The organism is Saccharopolyspora sp. ID03-671 (genome assembly GCF_045278815.1).
Taxonomy (GTDB): Bacteria; Actinomycetota; Actinomycetes; order Mycobacteriales; family Pseudonocardiaceae; genus Saccharopolyspora; species Saccharopolyspora ipomoeae.
In genome coordinates this window covers 3,515,027-3,530,024 of the sequence record NZ_CP134054.1, presented here as the reverse complement: position 1 = coordinate 3,530,024, position 14,998 = coordinate 3,515,027, and the positions used below count along the sequence as shown (strand labels likewise).

The 14,998-nt window shown below is 73.1% G+C and carries 13 protein-coding genes; 8 read left to right on the top strand and 5 right to left on the bottom strand.

The window, feature by feature from the left end; genetic code table 11:
- Positions 1-18 precede the first annotated feature (18 nt).
- From REH65_RS16145 to REH65_RS16130, 4 genes are all read right to left on the bottom strand, one after another.
- Positions 19-1,755 carry a serine hydrolase domain-containing protein gene (locus tag REH65_RS16145; protein WP_406693034.1) on the bottom strand — a complete coding sequence of 579 codons (1,737 nt, stop codon included), beginning with the start codon at positions 1,753-1,755 and terminating at the stop codon, positions 19-21.
- A gap of 10 nt (positions 1,756-1,765) precedes the next feature.
- Entirely contained in the window at positions 1,766-3,016 is a 1,251-nt protein-coding gene (locus REH65_RS16140; RefSeq protein WP_406693178.1) for an exo-beta-N-acetylmuramidase NamZ domain-containing protein, read from the bottom strand.
- Positions 3,017-3,021: 5 nt separating this feature from the next.
- Complete coding sequence (locus REH65_RS16135) at positions 3,022-4,779, bottom strand: glycoside hydrolase family 3 protein (protein WP_406693033.1); 1,758 nt, start codon at positions 4,777-4,779, stop codon at positions 3,022-3,024.
- Positions 4,780-5,270: 491 nt separating this feature from the next.
- On the bottom strand, positions 5,271-6,098 hold the full coding sequence (locus REH65_RS16130) for an HAD-IB family hydrolase (RefSeq protein ID WP_281459043.1): 828 nt from the start codon (positions 6,096-6,098) through the stop codon (positions 5,271-5,273).
- A gap of 648 nt (positions 6,099-6,746) precedes the next feature.
- Between REH65_RS16130 and ssd the strand changes: the two genes are divergently transcribed.
- From ssd to REH65_RS16090, 8 genes are all read left to right on the top strand, one after another.
- Entirely contained in the window at positions 6,747-7,856 is a 1,110-nt protein-coding gene (gene ssd / locus REH65_RS16125) for a septum site-determining protein Ssd (protein WP_406693032.1), read from the top strand.
- A 95-nt stretch (positions 7,857-7,951) separates the two neighbouring features.
- Positions 7,952-9,109, top strand: coding sequence for a TadA family conjugal transfer-associated ATPase (locus REH65_RS16120; protein WP_406693031.1), 1,158 nt, complete (start codon positions 7,952-7,954; stop codon positions 9,107-9,109).
- The gene (locus REH65_RS16115) at positions 9,103-9,891 is read left to right on the top strand and encodes a type II secretion system F family protein (RefSeq protein ID WP_406693030.1); all 789 of its coding nucleotides are present in this window, start codon (positions 9,103-9,105) and stop codon (positions 9,889-9,891) included. The genes REH65_RS16120 and REH65_RS16115 overlap by 7 nt, the downstream gene beginning before the upstream one ends.
- The gene (locus REH65_RS16110) at positions 9,888-10,469 is read left to right on the top strand and encodes a type II secretion system F family protein (protein WP_406693029.1); all 582 of its coding nucleotides are present in this window, start codon (positions 9,888-9,890) and stop codon (positions 10,467-10,469) included. The genes REH65_RS16115 and REH65_RS16110 overlap by 4 nt, the downstream gene beginning before the upstream one ends.
- A gap of 10 nt (positions 10,470-10,479) precedes the next feature.
- A complete protein-coding gene (locus REH65_RS16105; protein WP_093415620.1) occupies positions 10,480-10,671 on the top strand; it encodes a DUF4244 domain-containing protein in 192 nt (63 codons plus the stop codon).
- Entirely contained in the window at positions 10,668-10,976 is a 309-nt protein-coding gene (locus REH65_RS16100) for a TadE family type IV pilus minor pilin (RefSeq protein WP_281459048.1), read from the top strand. The genes REH65_RS16105 and REH65_RS16100 overlap by 4 nt, the downstream gene beginning before the upstream one ends.
- Positions 10,976-11,320 carry an Rv3654c family TadE-like protein gene (locus REH65_RS16095; RefSeq protein ID WP_281459049.1) on the top strand — a complete coding sequence of 115 codons (345 nt, stop codon included), beginning with the start codon at positions 10,976-10,978 and terminating at the stop codon, positions 11,318-11,320. Before REH65_RS16100 ends, REH65_RS16095 begins: the two co-directional genes overlap by 1 nt.
- 347 nt (positions 11,321-11,667) lie before the next feature.
- Complete coding sequence (locus tag REH65_RS16090) at positions 11,668-12,333, top strand: bifunctional DNA primase/polymerase (RefSeq protein ID WP_281459050.1); 666 nt, start codon at positions 11,668-11,670, stop codon at positions 12,331-12,333.
- A gap of 103 nt (positions 12,334-12,436) precedes the next feature.
- On the opposite strand, the gene REH65_RS16085 is transcribed toward REH65_RS16090, so the two are convergent.
- Positions 12,437-14,803 carry a DEAD/DEAH box helicase gene (locus tag REH65_RS16085; RefSeq protein ID WP_406693028.1) on the bottom strand — a complete coding sequence of 789 codons (2,367 nt, stop codon included), beginning with the start codon at positions 14,801-14,803 and terminating at the stop codon, positions 12,437-12,439.
- Positions 14,804-14,998: the final 195 nt, after the last annotated feature.

The following is a 14,998-nucleotide window of genomic DNA, read 5'->3' as shown; positions in this document are numbered from 1 at the left end:
AAATATCGGGAAAAGCCGTCAGCGCGAGGTGGCGGTCCAGCCGTCGAGGTGCAGCTCGGTGGAATCCCGCTCGGAGTCCAGCAGGGTGCGGCGTTCGTCGGTGGCCTTGAGGCCGTCGACGTTCACGCCCCGGCCCTCGTACTGCTCGTCGAGGCCGTAGCGCCAGCGCAGCTGCACCTTCTCGCCCGGCGCCGCCGGGACCTCGCCGTCGACCTGCCACCAGGCCCGGTGCCCGGACCCCGACAGCCCCTGCTGCGGGCCGGCCGGCGCGCCGGGCCCGGACGCGGTCAGCGGCACCGGCCGCCAGGTCACCCCGTCGGCGCTGGACTCGACGGTGAGCGCGTCGGTGCCGTCGGAGTCGCGCTGGGTGTCGACGAACGCGTCGAAGGACACCTTCAGCGGCCCGTTCACCGGCCCCAGCGGAGCGCTCGTCAGCGTCCCCGCACCCGGCGCGTAGAACGACTCGCGGCCCTCGCGCGGGAACACCGCCAGCGCCCGGGCCATGCCCTGCGCCAGCGCCTGGCGGGCGCGGTTGTTCGAGCCCCACTCCCGCGACGGGTGCACCCGGTTGGTCAGCAGCACCGCCACCGACCGCGACGCCGGGTCGATGACCAGCGACGTCCCGGTGTAGCCGGTGTGCCCGGCGGTGCGCGGGGCGCTCAGCCCGGCCATGTACCAGCGCTGGTCGAGCTCGAAGCCCAATCCGTGCGCGTTGCCGGGGAACTCGCCGTTGAAGTCGGTGAGCATCTTCTCGACGGTGCTCTGCGACAGGATCCGGGTGCCGTCGTAGGAACCGCCGTTGAGCAGCGCCTGGCCGAGCTTGGCGAGGTCGTCGGCGGTGGAGAACACCCCGGCCTGCCCGGCGACACCGCCCAGCGACCAGGCGTTTTCGTCGTGCACCTGGCCGCGCACCATGCCGCGCGGCGGGTCGGCCTGGAACTCGGTGGCCGCGATCCGGTGCAGCTTCGAGGCCGGCGGGTTGTAGCCGGTGTCGGCCATCCCCAGCGGCTTGGTGATCCACTCCTGGACCACCTGGTCCAGCGGGTGCCCGGTGACCCGCTCGACCAGCACGCCGAGCGTGATCATGTTCGGGTCGGAGTACTCGTAGTGCGTGCCCGGCGGGTGCTCCGGCGTCAGCGCCAGGACCGACGGGATGCGCTGCTCCGGCGGCAGCTTCCACAGCTGCACCTCGGCCTGCAGCCCGGAGGTGTGGGTGAGCAGCTGCTCGACGGTGATGTCCTGCTTGCCGTTGACCGCGAACTCCGGCAGGTGCTCGGCGACCCGGTCGTGCAGCGCGATCTTCCCGTCGTCGACCAGCTGCAGCGCGGTGATCGAGGTGAACAGCTTGCTGATCGAGGCGACGTCGAAGATCGTGTCCGGCCGCATCGGCTCCTGGTCCTGCGCGGGCAGCTCGGTGCCGTTGCCGTCGGCGTAGCGCAGCTCCTTGCCCGCCGCCGTGCGGCTGACCACCACGCCGTCGTGCGCGAGCAGCCCCACCGCGCCCGCGTACATCGGGTGCTCGGCGTCCGGGGTCTTCTCGGTCCACGCCGCGAGCTGCGCCCAGGCGTCGTCGATCGGTGCCGGGTCCAGGCCGATGCCCGAGGGCGTGCCGTCCTGCAGCAGCGTCGTCGCGGGCGCGAAGCCGTCCTGCGGCCGGTCGAAGTGCCCGGCCGCCCGTCCCTGCCCGGCCACCGCCGAGCCGCCCAGCGCGGTCAACGACAGCAGCGCCACGGCCGCCAGCGCGGTCTTGCCCAAGTCAGCCCCCTCAGCGGTAGAGCAGGTAGGGATCGCGTTGCCTGCGGAAGTTCACGACGTCCTGCCGCCAGGAATCGGTGATCTCGTCGACGTCGGCCCCCGCGTCCACCATGCCGCGCAACCGGTCGGAACCGGACAACTTGTCGACCATCCCATCCTCGCGCCAGCCGAAGAGCTGCGGATAGAGCCGTCGGGCTGTGACCAACATCGCAACCGCGACCCGGATCGGGTCGAGCTCGCCCGTGCGGTGCAGCTGCACGCCGCCGCAGGTCTGCTCGGCGTGCTTGGAGAACGTCGGGACGAAGTAGGTCTCGCGGAACCGCACGCCCTCCAGCGACATCCCGTTGAGCTCCTCGGCCCACCGCCAGTCGACGCCGGGAGCGCCGAGGATCTCGAACGGGCGCGTCGTGCCGCGCCCCTCCGACCACGTCGTGCCCTCGAACAACCCGGTCCCCGGGTACACCGCGGCGGTCTCCCGGGTCGGCATGTTCGGGCTCGGCGGCACCCACGGCAGGCCGGTGTCGGCGGTGCGCCCCGACCAGCCCTCGACCCGGACGACGTTGAGCTCCGGAAGCGGGGCGGGCAGGTGCACCCGGTCGAAGAGGCGGGCCAGCTCGCCGACGGTCATGCCGTGCTGCTGCACGATCGGCAGCTCGCCGACTCCGGAGGCGAAGCGCGGGTCCAGGGTCGGGCCCGCGACCAGCGGGCCGATCGGGTTCGGCCGGTCCAGCACCACGAACCCCAGGCCGAGCTGCTGCGCGGCCTGCATCGCCGTGTACATCGTCCAGATGTAGGTGTAGAAGCGGGCGCCGACGTCGGCGATGTCGAAGACGACCTGCTCCACGCCGGCCTTGCGGAACAGCTCCGCGAGCTTGGTGGCGTCGACGCCGTAGGCGTCGTAGACCGGCAGCCCGGTGCGCGGGTCGCGGACGTCGCCCTCCGACCCGCCGGCCTGCGAGGTGCCGCGGAAGCCGTGCTCCGGGCCGAACACCGCCGCGATGTCGAGCTCGCCGCCGGCGTGCATCACGTCCACCAGGTGATCGAGCGTCGACAGCACGCCCGTCGGGTTGGTGACGATGCCCAGCCTGCGCCCGGTCAGGTCCGAGAAGCCCCGCCCTGCCAGCACGTCCGCGCCGGTGCGCACCTGCCCGGGCTCGATCTGCGCGGGCTTGGCCGCGCACGCCGAGCTGGACGCCACGCCGACCGCCGGGACCGCCAGCGCCGAGGCGGTGAGGAAGCGCCGCCTGCCGATGCCGCTCACGCCGCTCACCAGCCCAGGCCGAAGCCGAACGGATACCGGTCGGTGCCCGGCTTGCCGGGCTCGGGGACCGGCACCGGGAGCTTGCCCCTCGGGGCGGTCTCGCCGAAGAGGACCTTGGCCACCGATTCCATCGCCACCGGCTTGTCCGAGTAGCTCGCGATCCACGCGGGAACGTCGGCGTAGGCCGCGTCGTAGGGGTCGCGGGTGGCCACGGCGATCACCGGCTTGCCGGTCTGCTGCAGCGCCCGCACCAGGTCGAGCTGGCTCGCGTTGTCCGGGTTCCAGGCGGCGTTGGTGAGCACCACCGCGACGTCGCTGGCCTTGGCCCGCTCGACGGCCTGGCCGATCTGCTCCGGCGTCGGCTGCAGGTCGGTGGCCAGCGCGGAGCTGCGCGGCCCGCGCGCCCGCACCGAGTCCGACAGCGCCCGGGTGCCCTTCTCGCTCGCGCCGGTGACGAACACCGAGCCCGGCGACTTCAGCGGCAGCGCGGCGTCGTTGCGCAGCAGCGTCGTGGTCGGATCGGTGATCCGCTGGGCCTCGTCGAGGTGCTCGCGGCTGCCGACCACCGAGTCGACCTGGCCGGTGTCGACGAACGGGTCGGCCAGCACGCCCCGCTGCTCCTTGAGCTTGAGCACCCGCGAAACGCTCTCGTCGATGCGCTGCTCGGTCAGCCGCCCGTCGCGGACCGCGGCGATCACGCCGTCGATGGCGACCTGCAGGTTCTGCGGCATCAGCATCACGTCGGCACCGGCCTGCAGCGCCAGCACCGGGATCTCGGCGTCCGGGTGCTGCTCGCGGACGCCCTCCATCTGCAGCGAGTCGGTGAACACCACGCCCTGATAGCCGAGCTCCTGGCGCAGCATCCCGGTGAGCACGTTCGGTGCCAGCGTCGCCGGCCGGCCGGAGTCGTCGAGCTTGGGGACCACGATGTGCGCGCTCATCACCGAGTCGGTGCCGGCCGCGATGGCCTCCTTGAACGGCGGCGCGTCCAGCTGCTCCCACTGCTGCCGGTCGTGCTCGATGACCGGCAGCGCCGTGTGGCTGTCGGTGTTGGTGTCGCCGTGGCCGGGGAAGTGCTTGACCGAGGCCGACACGCCCTCGCCCGCGGGCTGGGCGTCCTCGTAGCCGCGCACCTGCGCGGCGGTGAACTGCGCCGCCAGCGCCGGGTCGGAGGAGAAGGAGCGCACGCCGATCACCGGGTTCGCCGGGTTGACGTTGACGTCCCCGCTCGGCGCGAAGTTCATGTTCAGGCCCATCGCCCGCAGCTCCTGGCCGGTGATCGCCGCGGACCGCTCGGCGGCCACCGGGTCCCGGCCCGCGCCCAGCGCCATGTTGCCGGGCAGCTGGGTGGCGGGTTCGGTGATCCGCGTGACCTGGCCCTGCTCCTGGTCGGTGGAGATCAGCAGCGGCACCCGCGCGCCCGAGCTGGTCGCCGCGGTCTGCAGCCCGTTGGACAGCTCCGCGATCTGCTTCGGGTCGTAGAGGCTGTTGGACCACGTGAAGTGGATGATGCCGCCGAGGTGGTACTTCTCCACGACCTGCGCGGGGGTGTCGACGCCGAACTCCTCGCGGTTGACCGGGTCCGGCGTGTCGGCCGTGCGGCCGTAGGCGTAGGTGACGAAGAGCTGACCGACCTTCTGCTCCAGCGTCATCTGCTGCAGCAGTTCGTCAGCGGTCCGCGCTCTCGGGGCTTCGGGGGACAGGGCACTCCCGGTCGTGGTCAGTGCGGCGGCGCCGACGGCCAGCGCGCTCAACGCGATCACGGCACGTCGGGTCGGGGATCGCCACGCCACATCGGCCTCCAAGACGAGAACTGTTCACCACAAGTCCAGTGGAAGTAGGAAATTACTCACCATGAATGTGGAGGTCAACGTTCTGGATCGGTCCGAGCGGGGCGAGATTCCGCTGCCCGGCCGCCGCTGCGCGCAAAAAGAGCGGCGCCCGGTCTCGGGCGCCGCCCCCTCGCGCGAGGTCCTGGGTTACCAAGCGTGCTCTCTCGTCGTAACTTTCGGGCTAGGCGTCCGGCGTCCCGGTGACGCAACCCTGTGCACGACAGCCTTATCTGCGGCGACGCGTGGGTGCTCCAAGTCTCGCGCGCGGAGCCTGAGAGGGGTGGACGTTACTTCTCCTCCGTAACGTCCCTGGCCAAACAGGGTCCGCACCTCCCTTTGTAGACGGTGATGCCCGTCACTGCAAGGGTTCTTCGGGGCGAACCGCGAGGGTGACCACCAGGGTCTTTGGTCACGCTCGGCGGTCACCGGCGACGTCGCCAGGCGCGCACGCCCCACCAGGTGGCGCCGGCGGCCGCGACGGCGCCGAGTCCGACGCCCGCGGCGGTCACCGCGGCGCGGGACGGGGTCGGGATGCGGGCGCGCAGCGAGACCGGGTGCTCGAAGGCCAGCGAGGGCCAGCTGCGCTGGACGGCCTCCTTGCGCAGGCCGCGATCGGGGTTGACCACCGTGGGGTTGCCGACGGCCTCCAGCAGCGGCATGTCGGTGATCGAGTCGGAGTAGGCGTAGGACTCGTCGAGGTCGTAGCCGTGCTCCTCGGCGAGCTCGCGGGCGGCCACGGCCTTGTTCTCCGCCGAGCAGTAGAAGTCGACCTCGCCGGTGTAGCGGCCCTCGGAGACGACCATGCGGGTGCCGAACCAGTGATCGGCGCCGAGCAGCTTCGCGATCGGGGCGACCACCTCCTGGCCGGACGCCGAGAGCACGACGATCTCGTGGCCCTGCTCCTGGTGGTCGGCGATGAGCTGGGTGGCCTCCTTGTAGACCAGCGGGTCGACGATGTCGTGGAGGGTCTCCTCGACGATGGCGTTGACCTGGTCGACGTCCCAGCCCGCGCACAGCGAGGTGATGTGGGCGCGCATCCGGTCCATCTGGTCGGCGTCGGCGCCGGCGAGCATGAACACGAACTGCGCGTAGGCGCTCTTGAGCACCGCTCGGCGGTTGATGAGCCCTTCCTGGAAGAACGGGCGGCTGAAGGCGAGCGTGCTCGACTTGGCGATGATCGTCTTGTCCAGGTCGAAGAACGCGGCCACCCGGTGTCCGGGAGCGGCGGCGGGGTTCGCGGGCTCGGTCACGCGGACAGCATACGAGCCGGGCGCGGGGAGTTGAGCCGGGCGCGGGCGGCATTTCGACGCTCGTTCCGCCGGACCCCGGACAGGTTGTGCGGGGTCTCCGTTCAGAAGAGCGATTCTTCACACACCGTGCGGTGTGCGGAAGGTTGCTCGTCGCCGTGATGGATTTTCTTGCCACGAATGAATGGTTTTGGCCAAGTCATCGGGCACTGAGAGCAAAGACGTTCCCTCAAATGGACGGGAGGCATTACTGGGGATCAGCGGGATACAGTGTGGGGAGTCCGGCGTGACCGGACCAGTTCAGCTCGACCCCCCGGAGCTGAACTAGGACGACCCCCGCCCCTCCCCCTGGCGGGGGTCGTCTCGTACGCGGATGCTCCCACCTGCGCGAAGTCCGTGCTCGCGCAACAGTTTCCGGGCGAGCAAAATGTGAATTCCCTTCGTTTATTGTGCGGACGTCGTGCAACTCTTTCGGGTTGCGCGAGTTATCCACAGCGAGGGGGTTACTCCACAGATTTCAGAAATCGCTTGGCAGTCCGACCGGCCACGGTCACTTTGGATAACGAGCGGCCATTCGCGGCACCACGCTCCCTCTTCCGGCCGATCCGGAAGTGGTTTTCCTCCGAATGATCCCGATCCTGGGAGTCCGCCATGGCCGCACGATCACCCGAGCCCGAAACGGCGCACCCGCTGCTGGTGGTGCACGACGCCGACTTGGCCGAGGAGATCACCCGGCTCGCCGCCGCTTCCGGCGGCGAGATCGAACGCGCGCCACGACTGCTGCCGACCTCCTGGCGCACCGCGCCGCTGGTGCTGCTCGACGAGAGCACCGCGACCGCGTGCGCCGCCCGAGGACTGCCGCGCAGACGCGGCGTCGCCCTGCTGTGCCGCCGGACCGACGAACGGGTGTGGCGCACCGCCTTCGACGTCGGGGCGGAACGGGTGCTGACCCTGCCCGCCGACGAGCGCCGGCTGATCGAGCTGCTGGCCGACGCCGCCGACGCCCCGGACGGCGAGGGCCGGGTGCTGGCCGTGCTCGGCGGCTGCGGCGGTGCGGGCGCTTCCGCGCTCGCCACCGCGGCCTCCGCCGTCGCCGCCCGCGGCGGCGGCCGGTCGCTGCTGGTCGACTGCGACCCGCTCGGCGGCGGCCTCGACCTCGTCGCCGGGCTGGAGCGGGAGGAGGGGCTGCGCTGGTCCGGCCTGTCGGTCGGCGCCGGACGGCTGGGTGCGGGCGCCCTGCGCCAGGCCCTGCCGTGCAAGCGCGTCGGAGCTGGGGAGATGGCCGTGCTCGCCTGCGATCGCGATCGCGCGGCCAGCGGGCTCACGCCCGAGGGCGTGCGCGCGGTGCTCGGCGCCGGGCGCCGGTCGGGCGCGACCGTGGTGTGCGACCTGCCGCGCTGCCCGGTGCCCGGCGATCCCGACGAGCCGGTGCTCGGCGACGCCGAACTCGCCGTCGTCGTGGTCCCCGCCGAGGTGCGGGCCTGCGCCGCGGCCGCCCGCGTCGTCGCCACCGTGACCGAGCGCGCCGGATGTCCCGTGCGGCTGGTGGTGCGCGGCCCGTCGCCGGGCGGGCTCAGACCGCGCGACGTGGCGCGCGCGGCGGGCGCCCCGGTGCTCACGACGATGCGACCGCAGCCGCGGCTGGCCGCCGCCGTCGACCGCGGAGACCTCGTCGCCGCGCTGCGCCGCGGCCCGCTGACCACCGCCGCCGGGGCGGTGCTCGCCGAACTCGCGGCCGCGGAGCCACCAGTCCCGCGCTGACGTCCCTGCTCTGAAACCCGTTGTCCTGAAGCCGATCTCGACCGATCGGCCATGCCGTCCCGCCGTTCTCGCGGCAGGGGAGGGGAAGGATCGCCATGTCCGTGGACCGCGAACTGCTGGCGCGCGTGCGCACCCGACTGGTGAGCAGCGGTGCCGCGCTCAGCCCCGCCGCCGTGGCGGAGGCCGTCCGGGCCGAGTCCGACGGCCTGGTCGCCGACGCCGACGTGCTCGCCGCGCTGCGCCTCGTGCAGCAGGAGTTCTCCGGCGCGGGAGCGCTCGAACCGCTGCTGGACGACCCCGAGATCTGCGACGTGCTGGTCACCGCGCCGGAGAAGGTGTGGGCCGATCGCGGCGACGGGCTGCGACCCGCGCGGGTGCGCTTCCCCGACGAGGACTCGGTGCGCAGGCTCGCCCAGCGGCTGGCGATGTCCAGCGGGCGACGGCTCGACGACGCCCAGCCGTGGGTCGACGCCTGGCTGCCGCAGCGCGACACCGGCGCCGTCCGGATGCACGCCGTGCTGCCCCCGATCGCCGGCGACGGCACGTGCCTCTCGCTGCGGGTGCTGCGGCCCGCCGACCACGACCTCGCCGCGCTGCAGCGGGCCGGGACCTTCGACGAGCGGATCGGCGCGGTGCTGCGCGAGATCGTGGCCCGGCGCCTGGCGTTCCTGATCACCGGCGGTACCGGCAGCGGCAAGACCACGCTGCTGGCGGCGATGCTCGGCGTGGTCGGGGAGCACGAGCGGATCGTCTGCGTCGAGGAGGCCGCCGAGCTGCGCCCCCGCCACCCGCACGTGGTGCGGCTGCTGACCCGGCCGCCCAACGTCGAGGGCGCGGGCGAGATCGGCGTGCGCGACCTGGTGCGCCAGGCCTTGCGGATGCGCCCGGACCGCCTCGTCGTCGGCGAGGTGCGCGGTGCCGAGGTGCGTGAACTCCTTGCCGCGCTCAACACCGGGCACGACGGGGGCGGCGGCACGCTGCACGCCAACTCGCCGCGCGAGGTCCCGGCGCGGATGGAGGCGCTGGGCGCGCTCGGCGGGCTGTCCCGGGACGCCCTGCACAGCCAGCTCGCCGCGGCCGTCCAGGTCGTGCTGCAGGTCCGGAACCGGCGCCTCGCGGCCATCGGGGTGCTGCACCGCGTTGGTGATCAGGTGAGCGTCCGGCCCGCCTGGGAACGCGAAACCGGTTGGGGCGTGGGCCGTCACGACCTCGCCGACCTGCTGGAATCCCGGGGAGGTGCGTTGCCGTGCTGATCTCGAGCGCCCTGCTCGCGGCGGCGGGGCTGCTGTGCTGGCCGACGCCCTCCAGCCGCCACCGGCTGCCCGGGCTCCCGCGCGCGCCGCTGCGACTGCCGCGCCCGACCCGGCTGCTGCCCTGGGCTGCCGGGCTCGCCGGAGCGGTGTTCGCGGGTCCGGCGGGGATGTGCGCGGCGTTCGCGCTGACCCTGCTCGCGGCCCGGTACCTGCGGGAGCAGCGCGAGGAACGGCGGGATCTGGCGCTGCACGACGAGTTCGCCGAGGGGCTGCGGCTGCTGGTGAGCCAGGTGCGCGCGGGAGCGCACCCGGCGAGCGCGGCGGAAGGCGCGGCGGCCGAGGCGGGACCGGCCGTCGCGGGCCTCTTCCGCGACCTGGCCGCGACCGCCAGGTTGGGCGGCGACGTCACCGCCCTGTCCGGCACTCCTCTGTCCGGACGACCACGCGAGCCGGTGCGGCGGCTGACCCGCGCCTGGGAGCTGGCCGAACGGAACGGCGTCGCGCTCGCCGAACTGCTGGACTCGCTGCGCCGCGACGTCGAGCGGCGCACCGCGTTCCGGCGCGAGGTCGCGGCGAAGATGGCCGGTCCGCGCGCCACCGCGGGCGTGCTCACCGGGCTGCCGGTGCTGGGGCTGGTGTTCGGGCACGCCGCCGGGGCCTCGCCGCTGGCGGTGTTCGGCAGCGGCCCGGGCGGCCAGCTGCTCCTGCTGATCGGCGCGGCGCTGCTGATCGCCGGGGTGCTGTGGAGCTCGCGGCTGACCCGAGCGGTGGTGCGGCCGTGAGCGCGGTGCTCGTGCTGCTCGCCGCGGCGGTGCTGCTCGTGCCGCTCCCCTCGACCCGGCACCGGTTGCGGCTGCCCCGGCAGCGCGCCCCGGCGAAACCCCGTGCGCGGCGGGCGGATCGCGCCGATCCGCTGGTGCTCGCCGCCGGGTGGGACCTGCTGGCGGCGGGGATGCGGGCCGGGCTGCCGGTGCCGGTGATCGTGCGGGCGGTGGCCGTCGAGGTCGGCGGCACCGCGCGCCGAGCGCTGGACGAGGTCGCCGATCACCTGGCGCTGGGCAGCGACGCCGCCACCGCGTGGGAACCGGCGCTGCGCGACCCCGGCACCGCCGAGCTCGCCCGCGCGGCCCGGCGCACCGCGCGCACCGGCAGCGCGCTCGCCGACGTGGCGGCCGAGCTCGCCGAGCGCGCCCGCTCGCGCGGATCGGAGCTGGCGGAGGTGCGGGCCCAACGCGGTGCCGTGTGGATCTCGGCGCCGCTCGGGCTGTGCTTCCTGCCCGCGTTCCTGTGCCTGGGCGTGCTGCCGGTCGTGCTCGGCATGTTCGAAGAACTCCCGATCGATCCACTGCACACACGATGAGGAGACGACGATGCGGAACCTGATCCGGCGGCTGCGGGCCGCGCTGACCGGCGATGCCGGGATGTCCACGGCGGAGTACGCGGTCGGCACGCTCGCCGCCGTGGCCTTCGCGACCACCCTGTACGCGGTGGTGACCAGCGGATCGGTCGAGGAGGCGCTCACCGGCATCATCCAGCGCGGCCTGCAGGGCGCGGGCACGTGAACGACCGGGGCTCGGTGACCGTCGAGGCGGCGCTGGGGATCTGCTCGCTGGTCGCGGTTTTCGGGTTGCTGCTGCTCGGGTGCGCGGCGGTGCTGGGGCAGCTGCGCTGCCAGGACGCCGCCGTCGAGGCCGCCCGCCTGCTCGCCCGGGGTGACGCGCCCCGGGCCGAGCGGGCGGTGCGCGCCCTCGCGCCCGCCGACGCGCGGTACGAGCACGCGATCACCGGCGATCAGGTCCAGGTGCGGATCAGCGCGCGCTGGGCGCGGGCCGAGGCCGTCGCGGTGCTGGAACCGGGGGAGGGGTGATGGACGATCGGGGTTCGGCGACGCCGGTCGCCGCGGTGCTGTCGTTGGTCGTGCTGCTCCTGCTGTGGTGGCTGGTGCAGCTCGGCGCGGCCACCGCCGCCCGGCATAGGGCCGAGGGCGCCGCGGACCTGGCGGCGCTGGCGGCCGCCGCCCACGCGATCGGTGGACCCGAATCCGCCTGCGCCCAGGCCGAACGGGTGACCAGGGGGATGCGGACCAGGTTGATCACCTGCACCCTGACCGGTCGAGAGGCCCGCGTCGAGGTCGCGGGAGAGCTGCCAGGTCCGCTCGCCGGGAAGGCACCGCCCAGCGCACGCGCTCGCGCCGGACCCGCAACCCGCTGATCTGGGCGTATCACGGCGGGTGTACGACGAGCGGTCGATGAGCGGTCCCGCGGGCAGGGGAGCGGTCGCCGACGCTTCACCGGCGGAGTTCGGTGGGACTCCCGATCTTTCAGCGCGCGTGTTCCGCGTCTCACGTTCGTCGCCGCTGAACGACCGGTCGTCGCAAGGGGTCTGTACGGCCCGGGGCCGGATGACGTTTCTTTGATGTGTGAGCGGCGAGCCCGGGTTCGCCACGAACCGAGGTCCACCTGACAAGGAGGTCAGGGGATCGGCCGGAACCCCGAAATCCGGCCGGTCGATCTCAGGGAGCACCACGCCGCTCACCGCTGAACAAGGAGGCGGAGCACATGCAATGGTCTGCGGAGAGGTGGCAGAGCGCCTTCCGCGGCGTCCCGGCCCACCCGGCCGGGCTGACCAGCAGCCGGATCGACCTGCGCGTGCAGGCAATCGACTTCGCGTCGCGCGGGTGGTCGGTGTTGCCCGGAACGTTCCCGAAGGACGGCGAGTGGTTCGGCCGCCGCGGCATGCAGCTGCACGGCCCGACCCCGGTCCACTCCGACTGGCAGGACCGACTGGGGGCGGACCTCGCCGAGGTCATGTCCTGGTGGGACGACCACCCGTACAACCTCCTGCTGGCGACCGGTTTCCAGGTCGACGCGATCGAGGTCGACACCGCGACCGGACGGCAGGCGGCCAAGGTGCTGCGGGCCGGCGGGTTCCCGGTGCCGATCGTGGCGACCCCGACCGGTAGCTGGTTCTTCCTGACAACCCCTGGGGGTCAGCTCAACGGCGAGCTGGCCGAGGAGAGCGGAATCCGCTTGCACGGCAAGGGGAGTTGGGTTCCGCTGCCACCGTCGGCCTATCCCGGCGGAGCGGTGCACTGGCGGGTCAAGCCCGACGTGTGCGCCTGGCAGCTGCCCAGCCCGGAGTTCGTCCACGACGCGCTCCGGACCGCGCTGGAGATCGATCACCAACCGGAGAACGTGGCGGAACTTCTCGCAGCGACCAGGTAGGTCCTGCCGCCGTGACGCGCTGAGCGGTCCGGACACCGCGCCCAGGGCTTCCCCGGCCCGACCCGGCACGAGCTTCCCCGCGAGCACGCACCAGCCTGCGCGCTCATCGTGCCTGGTCGGGCAGCCCACCCGGACCACCGGCGCTGCCCCGAAGCACGGCGGACACCGCGTCGAGAACAGCCACCGCCCCTGCCTTGTCCAGCGGTTCGTTGCCATTCCCGCACTTGGGCGACTGAACGCAGGACGGGCATCCGGCCGGGCAGTCGCAGGAAGCGATCGCTTCCCGCGTCGCGACCAGCCAGGGGACCAATGCGGCGAAACCGCGATCGGCGAATCCGGCCCCTCCCGGATGGCCGTCATGCACGAACACCGTTGCCTCCCCGGTGTCGGCATGCAGCGCGGTGGAGACCCCGCCGATGTCCCAACGATCGCAGGTCGCGAACAGCGGTAGCAGGCCGATCGCCGCGTGCTCGGCGGCATGCAGCGCGCCGGGGATGCGCGCCGGTTCCAGCCCGGCGCCCCCCGGCGCGCTGCTCATCAACAGCTCCTGGCTCACCGTGTACCAGACGGCGCGGGTGCGCAGCGTCTGCGCGGGCAGGTCCAGCGGGACCTGGTCCAGCACCTCGCCGGTGGGTCGTTTCCGCAGGTAGCCGACTACCTGCGAGGTCACCTCGACCTCGCCGAGGTGGGTCGTGACACCGGCCCCGGTGTCGTTGCTCTCGACGGTGCGGAGCACCGAGATGTCCACGTCGTCGCGCGGCGAGGTCGTCCAGTCCGGGCTCTCCTCGTGGACCAGCGCGATCGCCGACTCCAGGTCGAGCTCGTCGACCACGAACGACTCGCCCCGGTGCAGGTACACCGCGCCCGGGTGCACGGTGGAGCACGCCGAGTCCGGGTCCACCGTGCCGAGCATCCGCCCTGATTCGCCTTCGACCACGGCGATCGGCGGTCCGCCGGAGCCGCGCAGCTCGACGGTGCGGTGCGGGCGTTCCCGCTCGGTCCAGAACCAGCCGTGCGGGCGGCGGCGCAGCACGCCGTCGGCGGCCAGCGCCTCCACGGCCTGCCGCGCGGCGTCGCCGCCGAAGATCTCGAAGGATTCCTCGGTGAGCGGCAGCTCGGCCGCCGCGCAGGCCAGGTGCGGTTCGAGCACGTAGGGGTTGGTGGGGTCGAGCACGGTGGCCTCGACCGGCCGGGACAGCACGGCCGGCGGGTGGTGCACGAGGTAGGTGTCCAGCGGGTCGTCGCGCGCGACGAACACCACGAGAGCGCCGTCCCCGTCGCGGCCGGCCCGCCCGGCCTGCTGCCAGAACGACGCCAGGGTGCCCGGGTACCCGGCGACGACGACGGCGTCGAGCCCGGAGATGTCGACGCCGAGCTCCAGCGCGTTGGTGGTGGCCACCGCGCGCAGTTCTCCGGTCAGCAGCGAGCGTTCCAGCTCGCGGCGGTCCTCGGGGAGGTACCCGCCGCGGTAGGCGGCGACCTTCCCCGGCAGCGAGGAGTCCACTTCGGACAGAGCGCGCTGCGCGGCCAGGGACGCGAGCTCGACGCCGCGCCGGGAGCGGATGAACGCCAGGGTGCGCGCGTCCTCGACGACGAGCTCGGTGAGGATCCGCGCCGCCTCGGAACCGGCGTTGCGGCGCACCGGGGCTCCGTTCTCGCCGACGAGGTCGTCGAGCAGCGGCGGTTCCCAGAGCGCGACGGTGCGCGCGCCGCGCGGTGATCCGTCCTCGGTGATCGCCCGGCAGCGCGCCCCGGTCAGCCGCTCGGCGAGCTCGGCGGGGTCGGAGACGGTGGCCGAGGCCAGCACGAACACCGGGTCGGCGCCGTAGCGCTGAGCGATCCGGCGGAGCCTGCGCAGCAGCAGCGCGACGTGCGAGCCGAACACGCCGCGGTAGGTGTGGCACTCGTCGATGACGACGTGGGTGAGCCGCCGGAAGAACTGCGCCCAGCGCCCGTGGGAGGGCAGCACGCCGAAGTGCAGCATGTCCGGGTTGGTGAACACCCACCTGCCGTGCTGGCGGACCCAGTCCCGCTCGGCCTGCGGGGTGTCGCCGTCGTACTTGACCGCGCGGATCTCGTTCAGCTCCAGCTCGGAGATGCTGCGCAGCTGGTCGGCGGCCAGCGCTTTGGTGGGGGAGAGGTAGAGCGCGGTGGCCTTGGGGTCGTCGAGCAGCCGGGAGATCACCGGCAGCTGGTAGACGAGCGACTTGCCGGACGCGGTGCCGGTGGCGACGACGACGTTCTCGCCGTCGTGCACGGCCTCGGCGCCCTCGACCTGGTGGATCCACGGTTCGTCCGCGCCGCGCGCCCGGAACGCCTCTACGAGCCGGGGCGGTGCCCACTTGGGCCAGTCGGCGGTTCGGGCGGTGCGGGCCGGCCGGTGCTCGACGTGCGTCACGGGCGACTCGTCGGCCGGGATCCCGGCGAGGACGCGGCCGAGCAGCCGCTGTCCCTTGTCCTCCTCGCGCACGTCGCCAGCCTTGCACAAACCTGATCCGGACCCGCACAGGTGTTCCCCTCCGCGAGTCGGGCGCGTCCCCTTTCGGGGGGATTTCGGTGCGTGTTCCGCGAGCTGGACGAGTTCTCGCCGTTCAGGGAGCGACACGCCATACCTCATGTCACCCGTTCGTACCAAATCAAAATATGTCCGAACAGGGGATCAAGT

Excerpts from the sequence above, each read along its gene's own strand:
- ssd (WP_406693032.1), top strand. The coding sequence starts at position 6,747 with ATGGCCGCACGATCACCCGAGCCCGAAACGGCGCACCCGCTGCTGGTG.
- REH65_RS16120 (WP_406693031.1), top strand. The coding sequence starts at position 7,952 with ATGTCCGTGGACCGCGAACTGCTGGCGCGCGTGCGCACCCGACTGGTG.
- REH65_RS16105 (WP_093415620.1), top strand. The coding sequence starts at position 10,480 with ATGCGGAACCTGATCCGGCGGCTGCGGGCCGCGCTGACCGGCGATGCC.
- REH65_RS16095 (WP_281459049.1), top strand. The coding sequence starts at position 10,976 with ATGGACGATCGGGGTTCGGCGACGCCGGTCGCCGCGGTGCTGTCGTTG.
- REH65_RS16090 (WP_281459050.1), top strand. The coding sequence starts at position 11,668 with ATGCAATGGTCTGCGGAGAGGTGGCAGAGCGCCTTCCGCGGCGTCCCG.